The organism is Saccharomonospora xinjiangensis XJ-54 (genome assembly GCF_000258175.1).
In the GTDB taxonomy this organism is placed as follows: Bacteria; Actinomycetota; Actinomycetes; order Mycobacteriales; family Pseudonocardiaceae; genus Saccharomonospora; species Saccharomonospora xinjiangensis.
The window spans coordinates 2,806,221-2,821,490 of sequence record NZ_JH636049.1; the positions used below are offsets into that span (position 1 = coordinate 2,806,221).

Here is a 15,270-nt window from a genome sequence, read left to right on the forward strand (position 1 = left end):
GTGACGTCGAGCTGCCGAGACGGCGCCGGCGGTGCACTATCGTCGAGTGGATTCCAACGCCGTCCCACAGCCATCGTCGGTCGTCGATTTCCAGGTGTACGGCCTCGACGGGACATTCAACGGTGTTCGCTGGGTGGACTTCTTCGAGGGACTCCCCGGCAAGCCGCCATGGGCCCTGTGGCTCGGGCACAGGGCAGCCGGTTCCGACAGCGGTGTGCGGGTGGGCACCCTGCCGAAGCGGCGTTACGAGGCCGTCCTGTGCCCGAACGGTAAGGACCCGCTCGTCGAGGTCGCGTTCAGCGGGGCGTTCGGTGTCGTGAACGTGACCCTGCCCGACAGCTCCGTCGTCAGGCCCGACGGGCTGATTCCCTCGCTCGTCGAGCACGCCGAACATCAGGCTCGCCGCTACGCGGAATGGCCCATCGTGTGGTGGAGCATCGAGGGTGCGCAGGTGCGGGCGAGGGTGTGGCACTTCGCGGGTGGGTGGGCGGCGTTCTCCACCGCGCTCGACGACGCCTACCTCGTGGCGGTCGGCGTCGGTATGGAGGCGGCCAATCTGGCGTTCGAGCCGGTCGAGGACGATTCGGTGTACCACACCGATCTCTCCGCTCCGCTGAACTTCGCCGAACTCGGCAGGCAGAAGAGCGCGAGGCCGGAGGCATGGTTGCCGCCGCCGCGCAGGGACGCCTTCCATCCCGACCAGCTCGCGTTCGTTACCGACGACTCCGAGGCGTGAGACGAGACCTTGTCAGGCCACGCGTTCCCGATAGCCTGAGGGCGCTGGCGGTTCGCCCTCCATCCGAGGTGGTGGGCGAGGCAAGAGGGAACCCGGTGGGAATCCGGGACTGCCCCGCAGCGGTGAGCGGGAACGAACGCCGTGGCCGGTCGCGCGACCGGTGGGAGACGCACTGGGCCGGACACGGTCTGGGAAGCGACGGCTAGTAGGTGATTCGGCGCGAGCCGGTCGTGTCCGCGAGTCCGAAGACCTGCCGCCGGTGCGCACACCGCCGGTGTGCGCGATGTCCGGGCGTTCGAGGGGAACCCTGGCCAGCGGGCAACCGCTCGCCTCACGAGGTGGCCTTCGCGCGTCCCGGTGCCGCCGTCGAGCTCGCGAGGAGAGAGCCTTGACCAGCACGATCGGATCGACCGTACTCGGTTACCCCAGGATCGGGCCGAACCGGGAGTTGAAGCACGCACTGGAGAGCTACTGGGCGTCCCGCATCGGTGAGCAGGAGTTGCGCGACGTCGCGGGCCGCCTGCGTGCCGACACCCTGCGCTCGTTGAAAGACGCCGGCCTCGACTCGATTCCGGGTAACACGTTCTCGTTCTACGACCACGTTCTCGACACGGCGGTGACCTTCGGCGCCGTACCGCGTCGTTACGCCGAGCTGGGCCTCGGCCCGCTCGACACCTACTTCGCTATGGCGCGGGGCGTGGAGTCGCTTCCGCCGCTGGAGATGACGAAGTGGTTCGACACGAACTATCACTACCTCGTACCGGAGGTCGGGCCGGACACCTCGTTCTCGCTGGCCGAAAGGGGCGTGCTCGACCAGGTTCGTGAAGCGGCGGCGCTCGGCGTTCCCGTCCGCCCGGTGCTGGTCGGCCCCGTGACGTTCCTCCTGCTGTCCAAACCGGATCCCGATGCTGGACCCGACTTCGACCCACTGAGCACAGTGGATAGTCTCGTTGGTGCCTACGCCGAATTGTTGGCCGAACTCGCCCGCGAGGGCGTCGAGTGGGTGCAGCTCGACGAGCCCGCGTTCGCGGCAGACCGCACCGAGGCCGAACTCGCCGCACTCCGTGAGGCATACACCTCGCTCGGGACGCTTCCCGAACGTCCGAAGATCTTCGTTCCCGGCTACTTCGGTGAATTCGGCGACGCTCTCGACATCCTGTCGGAAGCGCCGATCGAGGCCGTGGGAGTGGACTTCGTGGCGGGGGAGGTGAGCCTCGACTCGCTCTCGGTGTTGCCGGGGCTGCGGGACAAGACACTCGTTGCCGGGCTCGTCGATGGCCGCAACGTCTGGCGAACCGACCTCGACCGCGCACTCGCCACGGCGGCCACACTGCTCGGCCTCGCCGGTGAGGTGGCGGTCAGCACGTCGTGCTCGCTGCTGCACGTGCCCTACGACGTCGAGGCGGAGACGGACCTCGATCCCGAAGTCGCGCCGTGGCTGGCGTTCGCGAAGCAGAAGGTGAGTGAGGTGGTCGTGCTCGGAAGGGCTCTGCGTGAAGGCCGTGATGCCGTGTCCGGCGAACTCGCCGACGCGCGCCGCGTGATCAGCGCGAGGGCCGACGCCGAGCGGGTTCGTGACGAGCGGGTACGGCGGCGCCTCGCGACGTTGCGGCCCGAGGATACGCGCCGCGACGACTACGACGTCCGCAAGGCGGCGCAACAGGAGGCGCTCGGTCTTCCGCCGTTGCCGACCACCACCATCGGCTCGTTCCCGCAGACCCCCGACGTGCGAAGGACACGGGCGGCACTGCGGAGGGGCAGCCTCGACCACGACACCTACACGAGGCGCATGCGCGCGGAGATCGAGCGGGTCGTGCGGCTCCAGGAGGAGCTGGGGCTCGACGTTCTCGTGCACGGCGAACCCGAACGCAACGACATGGTGCAGTACTTCGCCGAGCATCTCACCGGTTTCGCGAGCACCGAGCACGGCTGGGTGCAGTCGTACGGATCGCGCTGTGTGCGTCCGCCGATCCTGTTCGGCGACGTGTCACGGCCGCGGCCGATCACGGTCGAGTGGGCCACGTACGCGGCGAGCCTCACGGACAAGCCGGTCAAGGGGATGCTGACCGGGCCGGTGACGATTCTGGCGTGGTCGTTCGTGCGGGACGACCAGCCGCTCGCGGACACGGCGAAGCAGGTCGCGCTGGCCATCCGCGACGAGGTCACCGACCTTGAGGCGGCCGGACTCGGCGTGATCCAGGTTGACGAACCGGCGCTGCGGGAGCTGCTTCCTCTGCGCGCACACCGGCACGAGCAGTACCTGCGGTGGGCTGTGGAGGCGTTCCGGCTCGCCACCTCGGGGGCGCGGGCGAGCACCCAGGTACACACGCACCTGTGCTACTCGGAGTTCGGCGACGTCATGGGGGCGATCGACGCGCTCGACGCCGATGTCACCAGCATCGAGGCCGCGCGCTCGCGGATGGAGGTGCTGAGGGACACGAGCGCCGCCGGGTTCGGCAGAGGTGTCGGGCCCGGCGTCTACGACATCCATTCACCGCGCGTGCCGGAGGTCGAGGAGATCGCGCGCTTGCTGCGGGCCGCGCTGGAATCGGTGCCGCCCTCGCGGCTGTGGGTCAATCCGGACTGCGGGCTGAAGACCCGAAACTACGCCGAGGTCGAACTCGCGTTGCGCAACCTCGTCGAGGCCGCGGCGCAGGTGCGGCACACACTGCGGTAGCGGCTCCTCCCGTGCCGCCGCCGTGGCTTGGCGGTGGCACGGGAGGCCGGGTCAGGTATCGCGGCGGCGGACGACGACGGTGGCCGTGACGGTGGCCGCTGCACCGAGCCCGGCGAGCCCGAGCAGGATCGGCATCGCGCCGACGTCGTCGTCGGCGAGTGAACCGTCGCCGGTGGCGACACCACCGGAGGGCGTCCGGTGCACCTGCGCTCCTGGCGCCTGCTCGGTGGGAGGCGCGGGCTGGGCGGGTGTGGTCGTGGTGCCGTTCAGTGTCTCGCAGGCGATGCCGTCGTCGTCGGCGTCGAGCCGGTGCGGATCGCTGGGATCGCGGTCGAACTCGGCCTGCGCTTCGGCCTGGCTGGAGAAGTGCGCACAGTCGAGGTCCTGCGCGTTCGCGACCCCGGTGGAAAGCGTGACACCGGCGGCGACGACGAGGGCGAGTGAGGCGTTGCGGATCAACACGGTGAAACCTCCCGGTCGGTGATTCGGACGGCGAGAACCTTCCGCCGATCGGGGCGGTAACACCTGTGGGCGAGCCGAACCGGGGAGATGCTCAAACCACACCGAAGGGTGAACGGCGCCGGTGTTCCCGGTGGGGGAACCAGGTGATCAAGTTGTTCTCGCGCGACTCGTCGAGGACGGACGGCGTGGACGGCGCTTCTGAGGTAGAGGACAGGGGCGGGGAGATGCCGCAAGGCCCCGGGCCGGGCTTCGGCCCGCCCACCGGAACTCAGCGGGCGTTCAGCAGGCGCAACGCGCAGGCGCAGACGGCCAGCGTGCCGAAGCCCGGCCAGAACAGGTTCCAGCCCTCGTACCACTCGAAGTTGTCGGGACGGCGGTGCGGGGGCAGCGTGGCTGCGATCTCGTTCACCCGGTCGCGCAACAGTTCCTGCTCGGACTCGATCAGCGCGTTGTGGGCGAGTTTCTCGATCAACGCGGTGATCTCCGCGTTCTGTTCCGACGTGAAGCCCGCGAAGCGCATCGGTCCGGAGGCGGGGGCGAGGAGACCGTACTGACTGGCCGTCCGGCAGTGCAGCAGCGTGCCGTCATCGGCGTCCACGTGATGCGTCATCTCGGCGGGATTGCAGGTATCGCCCTCGTCGTCGAACGAGATCTCGTAGGCCGAGTCCGCGATCACTCCCTGGAAGAAACCGATGCCGCCGACGACGAGTCCGATGGCGGCCACCACGAAGAGCACATTCTCGACGGTGCCTCTGGCAGCCATTCCCCCAACCACCTTCCCGGTCCTGCTCACGGGTGGGCTCTCACGATCGCACGATCGCACGTTCGCCGGGTTTGGGACAGGGCCGTGCCGTCAGGTTGTTTTCAGCAAACCCATGCGCGTCGCCAGTCCCCGAGCCTCGCGTGCGACGGCCTTTCACCGTGCCCGTTCCACCATTGTGGACACGATCTCCCGAACGAAGGCGTTGCTCCTGGTTCTCACAGGGCCGATCTTCTCGGCCTTGGACAACAGTGCGACGATCTCTTCGTCGGGCTTCCGCAATCCCCATAGGGCTCTGGCGTAGTCGATGAAGTAGGTGGTACGGCGGGAGTTGTTTTGCCGAGACCATCGAACAGTTGAGAAATTTTCCTCAACTGAGCGTGCGGTGCGCGGCCCCGACTTCGCGCAGCGGCCCGGCTGGTAACTGGCCGTCGTCCTCTGCGTGTGGGGTCCGGTCGGCGCGGGGAGGTGCGCGGGCTCGGGGTCGCTCGACCCGCGCCGGCCGGAGGTCTACAGCAGTCGTCGGAGTCCGGCGAGGACGGCTTCGAGGATCGGGAGGGTGGGTTCGTCGCGCTGGTGTGTTGCGGTGTGGGCGTCGGCGATGACGCGGTGTTCGTCGGGGTCGCGGGTGGGCCACTGCCACGGGTTGAGCCAGAGTTGTGTGGTCTGTTCGGTGTCGGGTGTGCGGTCGAGGACGGCGACGGGTGAGTCATGCATCGGTGGGCACCTCGTCAGCGCGGGCGAGTGTGTCGATGGGGCACCAGTGGTCACGACGGGGGTCGTCGAGGCAGCGGGCGACGCAATCGCCGCAGAACCGGCCTTCGACGGTGTCGGCCCGCCGGTCGGGGCGCGCGACCCGGCTCAGCGTGGCACAGGGCGCACGTCGTGGTGGGCGACGCTGCGAGGCTGACGGGCATGCCGTTGTTGACCTCGTCGGCGCGAGCGATCATGTCGGTGGCGAGGGTGCGGAGTGCTTCACCGACTTCGCGTAGCCCGTCGGCGGGTAGTTCGCCGCCGTCCTGTGCGGCCATGAGCGCGAGCGCGACCTCACCGATGCTGGCGTTGACCTTCCCCAGTCGCGTCAGTAGTTCGCGGTCGCGGGCGATCATCGTTCCCCGCCCTCATCGCTCGACGGGTCCGCGACCGTGCTCTCCTGATCGTCCTCAGCCGTGGCCGGTGCCGGTTCCTGCCCCGTCCACAAAGCACGGCCCCCGCCACGACATGATCCGCTGTTCCAACTCATGCGCGGACGGTAAGCCGCTGATCAGGCGGTTTGTGTACCGCAAGTACACACGGGACCGTTTCACCCGGTTGGGGCAAGCCCCATGCGCCACGCCAGTCCTCGGACTTCCCGGCCGCTGGCATCGCGCCGTGACGACCACAGCAAGTCCGCGACGGCTTCACGGGCGAACACGTTGGTGTGGACCTGCTGCGGTGCGAGCTGTTCGGCCCTCAGTAGCGCTGACAGCCCCTCGTCACGCTTGGCGCGCTCGGTCAGCAGCCCTCGCCCGTAGTCCAGCCAGAAAGACGCCTGACGGCCACGAGAGATCGTTTCCGGCCGCACACCCTCGGCGACCTCGGCGACCTGAGCACCGTGCCCAAGCTCGACGCCCACCGTGACGCGGAAGATGCCAACGTTCGTCCGTCCGAATTGCATCACCCCCGCAGGCCACGGGCTCACGTCCGGCTCTACGAGTTCAGCGAGCGCGCTGGCTTCCGTAAGGTGTGTCTCAGCGAGGTCGGCATCCCCCTGTGACGCTGCGGCCATCGCCGCGGTCAGGTTGGCCATGCCTCGTGTTTCGGGTCGGTCAGCCGGTGCTGTATCGGCAGCGGCAACCGCGAGTTCGTACTGGCGTGCCCGGTTCGCGCCGGAGAGGAACTGAGCACGTCCCCACGCTGCGACGGCCTGCCATACCGGATCGCCGAGCCGGTCGGCGACCTGTTGCATGCGGTCGGAGGCGAGGGACGGCATGCCGGGGATACGCAGGCGCATGGCGATGCTGCCCGCGACGTGGTAGGCGGTCAGCAAGGGCGCGAGCGCTCGACGCTCGTGCGCTGGTTCCGCTGCGGCTGCCAGCAGGTCGCGAATCAACCTCGACAGCGTGCCGATCTGCGTCGGGTATTCGCCTGCCACCTTCGGTCCCGGGCTGTTCCGTGCCTCGTGGAAGCGCCGTAGGTCGGCCAGCACCTCGGCGAGCGGTCGGGTTGGCGCATCAGGCACTTCGCCCACCCACCAACCGCCGAGCAGGTCGGCGAGTTCAGCCATGGCGGTGAACGTCTCCGTCGCGGGCTCGACCGGAGGGCCGTAGGCATTGGCCAGGAACTCGACCGGGGAGACCCGCAGCGTGCGCGCCAGCGCTTCGAGTAGCTGCCGGTTCTTCACGGGCTTCTCGCCGCGTTCGATCTGGGCGAGGTAGCCGTGAGTGATGCCGGTCAGTTCGGCGGTCGCTCGCAGGCTCAGCCCCCGCCAAACCCGTACCTCTCGGATACGACGGCCAACGTCGTTGTCGCTCATGACCAACCTCCGCGTCGCGTGATCGGGAACCCTTTCGCGACGCCCCCGGTGGCCAAACCGGGGGCTGAACCACGCGAACAGGTTTCAACGCACACCGTAGCCACGACAACGGCACAGCGGCAGCTACAGCCGTGGATACGGCGAGGCCCCGGACACCAACACGGTGCCGGGGCCGCTGATGAGCGTGGTCGCTACTCTGTTCCGCCCACAACGCCGCGAGAGAACCTTCTGCGATCGCAGGAAGTTTCCCGTCCACCGGCTGTGCCTGCTCGTCGGTGACCACTTCGGCGTCGAGCACCTTCGGCTCGGTCTCGTGCGGTTGGAACCTCTCCACCGTCACCGGGACTCACCCCCGCGCGACAGCGCCAGCAGCCCCGAGCGTTGACGCCGAACGCGTCGAGCAGGGCGATTGCGGCAGCACGAGCGTCGGCGATGCCCTCGTTCACCAACCGGCCAGGCAGGCCAGCGGCTTCGAGTTCACGGCCGACAGCGTTGACAACCACCCAAACGCTGACCGTGCTGCCGACGCCCTCGGCCACGTCGATGCTCGCGGAGTACCGCTCACGCGACGCACTAGCCACGGCCGGACGTAGCGGAATCCCACCCTCGCCGATCGCGAGCAGCAACTCGCGATCCGCAGCCTTGCGAAGCTGACGAGCAAGGTGCAGGAACGTGCGCGCACGCTCCACGTGGTTACGCTCTGACATGGGTCGGAACCTCTCTTCCGATCAAGGCCCTCGGACTGGCGTTGCCGCGCCACCGGGGGCCGACTTGTTGCAGGCTCGGGCCACACTGGGGCCACAAGCGGGTAAAACTTCGAGTGATTCGTTGAGATTCGTTGCGAGTGCTTATTCGCAGGTCAGCAGCCATGCTGGCGCGTTCGCGCACGTCACCGAACCGCAGTAATCAGAACTGGTAATACAGGAACGGGCTGAACGTGCCCGTCGCCACGAGGATGGCGGCGTAGACCACGCCCACCGTCATCACCGCCACCCGCAGTGTCGCGGCGGGCTTCGTGCGCGCCGACTCCAGCAGTGGCCCCGTCACCGGGTGGGCAGGCAGGAAGAACACGGCGAGGGCGACGAGCAGGAGCACGAGGCGCTGGTTGGTGAGCGCCACCTCGACGACCTCGCTCAGACCCGTGAAGTCCGGCACGAGCATGTCGCCGATCATCGTGAAGGCGTAGCCGAGGTCCGGCGCACGGAAGAAGACCCACCCGAAGATCACCAGCGCGAGCGTGAGCGCGCGCCGTCCCACCCGGGCCGCGGAGGTGCTCGGCGTGGCGTCCCTGCCGGTCGCGCGTTCCACCACCAGCAGCACGCCGTGGTAGACGCCCCACACCACGTACGTCCATGCCGCGCCGTGCCAGAAGCCCGTCAGCAGGAACACGATCCACAGGTTGCGGTACGTCTTCGCCGCCCCGCCCCGGTTGCCGCCGAGCGGGATGTAGACGTAGTCGCGGAACCAGCGGGAAAGGGACATGTGCCAGCGGCGCCAGAATTCCGTGACCGTCACCGAGGAGTACGGGCGCGCGAAGTTCTCCGGAAGCCGGAATCCCAACATCCGGCCGAGCCCGATCGCCATGTCCGAATACCCGGAGAAGTCGAAGTACAGCTGCAACGTGTAGCCGATCGCGCCGAGCCACGCGATCGCGAACGTCATGTCCTCAGGCGGCGTCGAGAAGCACGCATCGACCATCGGCGCCAGCGAGTCGGCGATCACGGCCTTCTTGCACAGGCCGAGCGCGAACCGGGGGAAGCCTGCCGCGATGTCGTCCAGCCGGTGCGAACGCTGTTGCGGGAGCTGATCGGCGATCTCGTGGTATCGGACGATGGGGCCCGCCGCGAGCTGCGGGAACATCGAGATGTAGGTGCCGAACGACACCGGGTTGCGCAGAGCGGGCCGCTCGCCCCGGTAGATGTCCACCACGTAGGAGATGTGGTGGAAGGTGAAGAAGGAGATGCCGATCGGCAGTGCCAGCTCCGCGACGGGGAAGTCGCCGCCGAACAGCTGCGCGAACCAGGCGATCTGCTCGGTCGCGAAACCCGCGTACTTCCAGACCAGCAGGATCGAGAGGTCGAAGCCGATCACGCCGAGGAGCAGGTAACGCCGTCGCTGCTGGATGCGCGCGTTCCACGGGTCCGGTTCGAGTGCGGGGCCAGCGGCGAAGTTGACCACCATGCAGGCCAGCAGCAGGAGTGTGAAGGCGCCGGCACCCGTGGCGTAGAAGATCAGGCTGCCGACCGCGACGATGCCGTTGCGCCAGCTCCGGGGCAGCACGAGCACCGCGACGAGGACCGCGGGCATGAAATACCACAGGAACAGTGGCGAGACGAACGACATCCAGCGGCCCCCCGGTCACGTTTGCGCATCGTGACCTTAACGGAGGCGCTACCCCCGACAGGGCGACACGGCAGCCAAGTGGTCCGGGACACCGTACGAGAAGTGCAAACCCGCGTGCGAGAAGTGCAAACCCGCGTGCGAGAAGTGCGGACACGCCGGTGTTGAGGTGCTACCTCGGCGTGTCCGCAGGTTATGCACGCATGTTTGCAGTTGCTGTACGCACTCGGTTGCCGTGCGGATTCGTTGCCGGACCCGGCTTGCGTTGCCGTGCGGCTTCTGAGGTCCTACACCGGGGGAGCGGGGTCGTACTCGATGTGCTCGCGCACCTCGCGAGCCCGCTCCCGGCTCATCAACCGGGCGAGCAGGTGCAGTGCCATGTCGATGCCCGAGGACACCCCCGCCGACGTGATGAGGTCACCGTCATCGACGAACCGCTCGTCCCTGCGCACGTCGATCGTGGGGTCGAGTTCGGCCAGCAGATCCAGCGACTTCCAGTGGGTCGTCGCCGGTCGCCCTCGCAGCAGCCCTGCGGCGGCGTAGACGAGCGAGCCCGTGCACACGCTCGTCAGCAACGGCACGGTCTCGCGCTGCCTGCGCACCCACGCGAGTTGGTCCTCGTCGCGCAGGTGGGGCCGGGTGCCGCGCCCGCCCGGATACAGCAGCACGTCGAGCGGTGGTACGTCGTCGTACGAGTGGTCCGGCACGAGGTGCAGCCCCTTCGCGCAACGCACCTGCTCGCCGTCGCGGGAGAACGTCACCACGCGGTAGCCGTCGTCCGGGTAGGTCCTCGCCCAGTGCGACAGCACTTCCCACGGTCCCACCGCGTCGAGTTCCTCGACGTCGTGGAACAGCAGAACCCCGATCGTCTTCACGGCAGCTACACCCTTCCCGCGATGCGGCGGCGGCGCGCGACCTCGGCCAGCAGCACAGCGCCGGCGACGGACGCGTTCAGCGACTCGACACCGGCAGCCATGGGGATGGAGACCGTGTAGTCGCACGTCTCCCGCACCAGGCGGGAAAGGCCGCGGCCCTCGGAGCCGATCACGACCACCAGCGGATCGACGTCGATGTCGAGGGAGTCGATGTCCACGGCGCCGTCCGCGTCGAGGCCCGCGATCATCAGCCCTTCCGATGCCCACTCGCGCAACTGCCGTGTGAGGTTGGTGGCCATACCCACCGGGAGCCTTGCGGCCGCTCCCGCGCTCGTGCGCCACGCCACGGCGGTCATCCCGGCACTGCGCCTGCTCGGCAAGAGCACGCCGTGAGCGCCGAACGCGGCGGCCGAGCGGATGACGGCGCCGAGGTTGCGTGGGTCGGTGACACCGTCCAGCGCGACGAGAAGCGGCGGATCGCCGGACTCCCGCGCGGCCCGCAGCAGCTCGTCGGGGCTCGCGTAGGAGAACGGCGGCACCTGGAGTCCGAGCCCCTGGTGCAGCGCCTTGTTCGTCTTGCGGTCGAGTTCCTCGCGGGGCACTTCGAGAATCGAGATTCCCTTGTCGGCGGCCATGCGGACGGCCTCGGTGACGCGGTCGTCGGCGTCGATGTTCAGCGCCACGTACAACGCCGTCGCGGGCACTCCCGCGCGCAACGCCTCCACGACGGGATTGCGACCCGCGATGATCTCCGGCCCCTCGGCTGCCTTCTTGGCTGCCTTGCGTTTCTGGTCAGCCCTCGCCGCCGCGGCTGCGGCCTTGCGCTGCGCCGGATGCCCCGGACGCATCTCGGCCCTCGGGGTTGGGCCCTTGCCTTCGAGGCCCCTGCGGCGTACGCCGCCGGAACCGACGACGGAGCCCTTCTTCGTGCCTTGCTTGCGCACCGCTCCGCGGCGACGCGAATTGCCAGCCATACGTCAGTCTCTCACTGTCCACAAGGGACCATTGGGGGTGTCTTCAACGGCGATGCCTGCCTCCGCGAGCCGGTCGCGGACGGCGTCGGCCGTCGCGAAGTCGCGGGCGGCGCGGGCCTCCTGCCGCATCGTGAGCATGGCATCGACCAGCTTCGCCAGCGCCTCTGCCTCGGCGCCGGTGTGCTCGGCCCACTGCTCGGACAGCGGATCGATGCCGAGGACGTTCACCATCGCACGCACGGCTTCGGCCGCTTCGAGCGCCTTGGTGCCGTCGGAGACGTCGAGCGCCGCGTTGCCGTCGCGCACCGTGTTGTGCAGCACGGCGAACGCCTGCGGCGTTCCGAGGTCGTCGTCGAGAGCGGCGGCGAACTCGGAAGGAACCCGGCCGTTGCGCACCTCACCCTCGGTCGCGCGAACCCGCCGCAGGAACTGTTCGATGCGCCGGTAACCCTGCGCCGATTCCGAGAGTGCCGCGTCCGAGTACTCGATGGTGGAGCGGTAGTGCGGCTGGATCAGGTACGCGCGCAGCTCCACGGCGCGGTACCGGCGCAGCATTTCGGGGATGGCCACCACGTTGCCGAGCGATTTCGACATCTTCTCGCCCGACATCGTCACCCAGGCGTTGTGCAGCCAGTACCTCGCGAAGCCGTCGCCTGCCGCGAGCGACTGTGCGCGCTCGTTCTCGTGGTGGGGGAAGACGAGATCCACACCTCCGCCGTGGATGTCGAACTCCGGCCCGAGGTAGGTGGTGGCCATGGCCGAGCACTCCAGGTGCCAGCCCGGCCTGCCGGGCCCCCACGGTGTCGGCCAGGACGGCTCACCCGGCTTGCTGCCTTTCCACAACGTGAAGTCGCGGTGGTCTCGCTTGCCTTCGGCCTGGGTCTCGCCCTGCTGAACGTCGTCGAGCCGCTGGCCGGACAACGCGCCATAGCTGTCGAACGACGCGACGGAGAAGTAGACGTCACCCTCGGCGGCGTAGGCGTGTCCCGAATCGACGAGCCGCTGGATCAGCTCGATCATCTGCGTGATGTGGCCGGTGGCGCGCGGGGTCACGGAAGGAGGGAGGCAGCCGAGCGCGGCGTAGGCGTCCTCGAACGCGCGTTCGTGGGTCGCGGCCCACTCCCACCAAGGGCGTCCCGCGTCGGCCGCCTTGGCGAGGATCTTGTCATCGATGTCAGTGACGTTGCGCACCATGAGCACGTCGAGTCCGGAGTGGACGAGCCAGCGGCGCAGCACGTCGTAGTTCAGCGCACCCCGTACGTGCCCGATGTGGGGAACACCCTGCACGGTGGCCCCACAGACGTACATGGACGCCGTTCCCGCCTGCGCGGGCCGGAACTCACGCACCTGCCTGGTCGCGGTGTCGAACAGTCGAAGGGCCACGTCGCAAATGGTACTTCTCAGAGCACCGAGTGTTCCCGCAGGGCGGTGAGCAGCCCGTCGGTGCGTTCGGCTGTCGGCGCGGGGTCCACCAGCGCGAACGCGCAGCCGAGCTGCCTCGCTCCGCCGTCGGCCTGCTCGCTGTCACCAACCATGAGCGTCTGTTCGGCCGACGCGCCGAGCCGATCGAGCGCGATGCGGAAGACCTCGGGATCCGGCTTGATCGCGCCCACCTCGTACGAGAGGACGAACTCATCGACGTAGGCGTCGAGGCCGTGTTTCTCGAAGGCGGGACGGATGTCGAACGCGATGTTGCTGAGTACGCCGACGGCGATGCCCGCGGACGACACGTCGCGCAGCACCGCGCCCGCGTCGGGATAGGGCGTCCACGCCGAAGGATCGACGAGCCTGCTGTAGAGCGCCTTGGCCTGCTCGACACGGGGGATGCCCGAGCGCCGCAGCATTTCCAGATACACCTTGCGATGCAGACCGGGGTCGAGATCACGGTGATGCCAGGCGTGCAGGTGCTCGTCGTCGAGATCGACGGCGAGCGTCACCGGGGCGGTCATGCGCCGCATCAGCTCCGCCTGCGCCTCGACGTCGAGCGGGTCACCTTGGTGATCGGTGACGCCGTCGAGCCAGCTCGCGTCGTGTTCGAGCCGGAACAGTGTGCCCGAGAAGTCGAACAACACCGAGGTGATGGTGGGCATGCTCGTCACTTTTCGGACGAGGGCAGCAACAGAGCCGTGGCGATGGCGGCGAGTCCTTCGCCTCGGCCGGTGAGGCCGAGCCCGTCGGTGGTCGTGGCCGACACGGAGACGGGGCCGCCGATCGCGTCGCCGAGCACCCGTTGTGCTTCCTGGCGGCGTCCGCCGATCCTCGGCCGGTTGCCGACGACCTGCACGACGGCGTTGCCGACCTGGTAGCCGGCCTCGGTGATCCTGGCACGGACCTCGGTGAGCAGTTCGACACCGTGGGCTCCCGCCCAGCGTTCGTCGCCCGTGCCGAACACGGCACCGAGATCGCCGAGTCCCGCCGCGGAAAGCAGGGCATCGCACAGTGCGTGCGAAGCCACGTCGCCGTCCGAGTGCCCCGCGCAACCGTGGGCGTCCGGCCATCGCAGCCCGAGCAGCCAGCACTCGCGGCCCGTCTCGATGGGGTGGACGTCAACGCCCTGGCCGATTCTCATTCCCGTTCCTCCAGCAGAGCTTCCGCCACCGTGCGCTCGAACGGGGTGTGCACGCGAAGCCCGTTGGGGTGTCCCGGCACGGCCTGCGCGCGGACGTCCGCGAGATTCAGCGCGTCCGCGAGCTCAACGGTTCGCAGGAACGCGGCCGTGAACCCCCGTGGTGACTGCGCGCGGCGCAAGTTCTCGCGCTCGCTCGTTCTCAGTACCTCGCCACGGCTGTCGATGACCTTCACGGTGTCGGTGACCGGCTCGACGGGCACCGCGGCAGGCGCTCCGCTCCGGATCGCGTCCACGACCGCGCGAATACTCGCTCCGGGCGTGAACGGCCGCGTTGGTTCGTGCACGAGCACGATGTCGTGAGCCGCAGGTGCGGCGGCCAGCAAAGCCTTCCTGGCGGATTCGATGCGGTCACCACCTCCGGGAGCGAGGACGATCCGGCGATCACCGGCTGCCGCGACGGCGTCCGCGTACTCGGCGCGAGTCGCCTGTGGGCCTGCCACGACGACCCGATCGACACAGCCCGACCCGACGATGCCGAGAACGGTGTGTGTCAGCAACGTCGCACCACGTACTCGTGCGAGCGCGCCCGAATTGCGGTTGTCCTCGATCCCGAGGGGGACCAGCGCGATGACGGCGGACAGCGACTAGACCACCGCGGTTTCCAGCACCTCGTCGAGCAGGACCTCGGCCTTGCTCTCGTCGGTACCCTCGGCGAGTGCGAGCTCACTGACCAGTATTTGCCGCGCCTTGGCCAGCATCCGCTTCTCGCCCGCGGAAAGGCCACGGTCCTTCTCGCGCCGCCACAGATCGCGCACCACTTCGGCCACCTTGTTGACGTCGCCCGAGGCGAGCTTCTCCAGGTTGGCCTTGTACCGGCGAGACCAGTTGGTCGGCTCGTCGGTGTGCGGTGCCCGCAACACGTCGAAAACCCGGTTCAGCCCGTCCTGGCCCACGACGTCACGCACACCGACGACCTCGGCGTTGTCGGCGGGAACGCGAACCGTAAGATCGCCCTGCGCGACCTTGAGGACGAGGTACTGCTTCTCCTCGCCCTTGATCACACGGGTTTCGATCGCTTCGATGAGTGCGGCACCGTGGTGCGGGTAGACGACGGTCTCTCCGACCTTGAAAACCATGTGTCCTCTGCCCCTTTCGCTGTGTCCATCTTAGCACGCGGTTTCGACCTTGAACCAGACACCCGAACTCGTTGTCGCAGGTCAATGGCCTGATCTGGGCTGGCGAGGGGGTTGACAAATGCGTAATTCGCATACTCACGCAGGTGACGGCGGGGTCATTAGTGCGCATTCCGGTAATCCATTGTGGACACCTTTACGGCAGTTGATCTAGCCGCTCGGGTGAAGC

General features: G+C 68.3%; 16 protein-coding genes, 1 pseudogene and 1 riboswitch. Of the genes and pseudogenes, 2 read left to right on the plus strand and 15 right to left on the minus strand.

Annotated elements, in window-relative coordinates; genetic code table 11:
• The first annotated feature begins 46 nt into the window (after nt 1-46).
• Both SACXIDRAFT_RS12525 and metE read left to right on the plus strand, forming a co-directional pair.
• Nucleotides 47-736, plus strand: coding sequence for a hypothetical protein (locus tag SACXIDRAFT_RS12525; RefSeq protein ID WP_040922152.1), 690 nt, complete (start codon nt 47-49; stop codon nt 734-736).
• Between the two features lie 31 nt (nt 737-767).
• Nucleotides 768-1,008, plus strand: a riboswitch (cobalamin riboswitch).
• Between the two features lie 116 nt (nt 1,009-1,124).
• A complete protein-coding gene (gene metE, locus SACXIDRAFT_RS12530) occupies nt 1,125-3,413 on the plus strand; it encodes a 5-methyltetrahydropteroyltriglutamate--homocysteine S-methyltransferase (protein ID WP_006238933.1) in 2,289 nt (762 codons plus the stop codon).
• A gap of 51 nt (nt 3,414-3,464) precedes the next feature.
• Here metE and SACXIDRAFT_RS12535 read toward each other — a convergent pair whose 3' ends face one another.
• From SACXIDRAFT_RS12535 to SACXIDRAFT_RS12600, 15 genes and pseudogenes are all read right to left on the minus strand, one after another.
• The gene (locus tag SACXIDRAFT_RS12535) at nt 3,465-3,875 is read right to left on the minus strand and encodes an excalibur calcium-binding domain-containing protein (protein WP_006238934.1); all 411 of its coding nucleotides are present in this window, start codon (nt 3,873-3,875) and stop codon (nt 3,465-3,467) included.
• Nucleotides 3,876-4,143: 268 nt separating this feature from the next.
• Entirely contained in the window at nt 4,144-4,638 is a 495-nt protein-coding gene (locus SACXIDRAFT_RS12540; RefSeq protein ID WP_006238935.1) for a hypothetical protein, read from the minus strand.
• Between the two features lie 156 nt (nt 4,639-4,794).
• Nucleotides 4,795-4,968, minus strand: a pseudogene (locus tag SACXIDRAFT_RS23765) (helix-turn-helix domain-containing protein); the annotation flags it as partial.
• A gap of 177 nt (nt 4,969-5,145) precedes the next feature.
• The gene (locus tag SACXIDRAFT_RS12545) at nt 5,146-5,352 is read right to left on the minus strand and encodes a hypothetical protein (RefSeq protein ID WP_006238936.1); all 207 of its coding nucleotides are present in this window, start codon (nt 5,350-5,352) and stop codon (nt 5,146-5,148) included.
• Nucleotides 5,353-5,402: 50 nt separating this feature from the next.
• Complete coding sequence (locus SACXIDRAFT_RS23770; protein WP_006238937.1) at nt 5,403-5,744, minus strand: hypothetical protein; 342 nt, start codon at nt 5,742-5,744, stop codon at nt 5,403-5,405.
• Nucleotides 5,741-5,878 carry a hypothetical protein gene (locus SACXIDRAFT_RS23065; RefSeq protein WP_157599663.1) on the minus strand — a complete coding sequence of 46 codons (138 nt, stop codon included), beginning with the start codon at nt 5,876-5,878 and terminating at the stop codon, nt 5,741-5,743. Before SACXIDRAFT_RS23065 ends, SACXIDRAFT_RS23770 begins: the two co-directional genes overlap by 4 nt.
• A gap of 60 nt (nt 5,879-5,938) precedes the next feature.
• Nucleotides 5,939-7,150, minus strand: a complete 1,212-nt coding sequence (locus SACXIDRAFT_RS12555) for a helix-turn-helix domain-containing protein (protein ID WP_006238938.1) — start codon at nt 7,148-7,150, stop codon at nt 5,939-5,941.
• A gap of 906 nt (nt 7,151-8,056) precedes the next feature.
• On the minus strand, nt 8,057-9,493 hold the full coding sequence (locus tag SACXIDRAFT_RS12565) for an MBOAT family O-acyltransferase (protein ID WP_006238939.1): 1,437 nt from the start codon (nt 9,491-9,493) through the stop codon (nt 8,057-8,059).
• Nucleotides 9,494-9,777: 284 nt separating this feature from the next.
• Nucleotides 9,778-10,365 carry a DJ-1/PfpI family protein gene (locus tag SACXIDRAFT_RS12570; RefSeq protein ID WP_006238940.1) on the minus strand — a complete coding sequence of 196 codons (588 nt, stop codon included), beginning with the start codon at nt 10,363-10,365 and terminating at the stop codon, nt 9,778-9,780.
• Between the two features lie 5 nt (nt 10,366-10,370).
• Nucleotides 10,371-11,339 carry a 23S rRNA (guanosine(2251)-2'-O)-methyltransferase RlmB gene (gene rlmB, locus SACXIDRAFT_RS12575; RefSeq protein ID WP_006238941.1) on the minus strand — a complete coding sequence of 323 codons (969 nt, stop codon included), beginning with the start codon at nt 11,337-11,339 and terminating at the stop codon, nt 10,371-10,373.
• 3 nt (nt 11,340-11,342) lie between these two features.
• The gene (cysS, locus tag SACXIDRAFT_RS12580; RefSeq protein ID WP_006238942.1) at nt 11,343-12,722 is read right to left on the minus strand and encodes a cysteine--tRNA ligase; all 1,380 of its coding nucleotides are present in this window, start codon (nt 12,720-12,722) and stop codon (nt 11,343-11,345) included.
• A 17-nt stretch (nt 12,723-12,739) separates the two neighbouring features.
• Nucleotides 12,740-13,429, minus strand: coding sequence for an HAD family hydrolase (locus tag SACXIDRAFT_RS12585; protein WP_006238943.1), 690 nt, complete (start codon nt 13,427-13,429; stop codon nt 12,740-12,742).
• Between the two features lie 5 nt (nt 13,430-13,434).
• Nucleotides 13,435-13,908 (minus strand): 2-C-methyl-D-erythritol 2,4-cyclodiphosphate synthase, encoded by a 474-nt coding sequence (gene ispF / locus SACXIDRAFT_RS12590; RefSeq protein ID WP_006238944.1) that lies wholly within the window; start codon nt 13,906-13,908, stop codon nt 13,435-13,437.
• Nucleotides 13,905-14,549: an IspD/TarI family cytidylyltransferase gene (locus tag SACXIDRAFT_RS12595; protein WP_040922154.1), complete on the minus strand. Its 645-nt coding sequence runs from the start codon at nt 14,547-14,549 to the stop codon at nt 13,905-13,907. Before SACXIDRAFT_RS12595 ends, ispF begins: the two co-directional genes overlap by 4 nt.
• A 3-nt stretch (nt 14,550-14,552) precedes the next feature.
• Complete coding sequence (locus SACXIDRAFT_RS12600; RefSeq protein ID WP_006238946.1) at nt 14,553-15,044, minus strand: CarD family transcriptional regulator; 492 nt, start codon at nt 15,042-15,044, stop codon at nt 14,553-14,555.
• Nucleotides 15,045-15,270 lie beyond the last annotated feature (226 nt).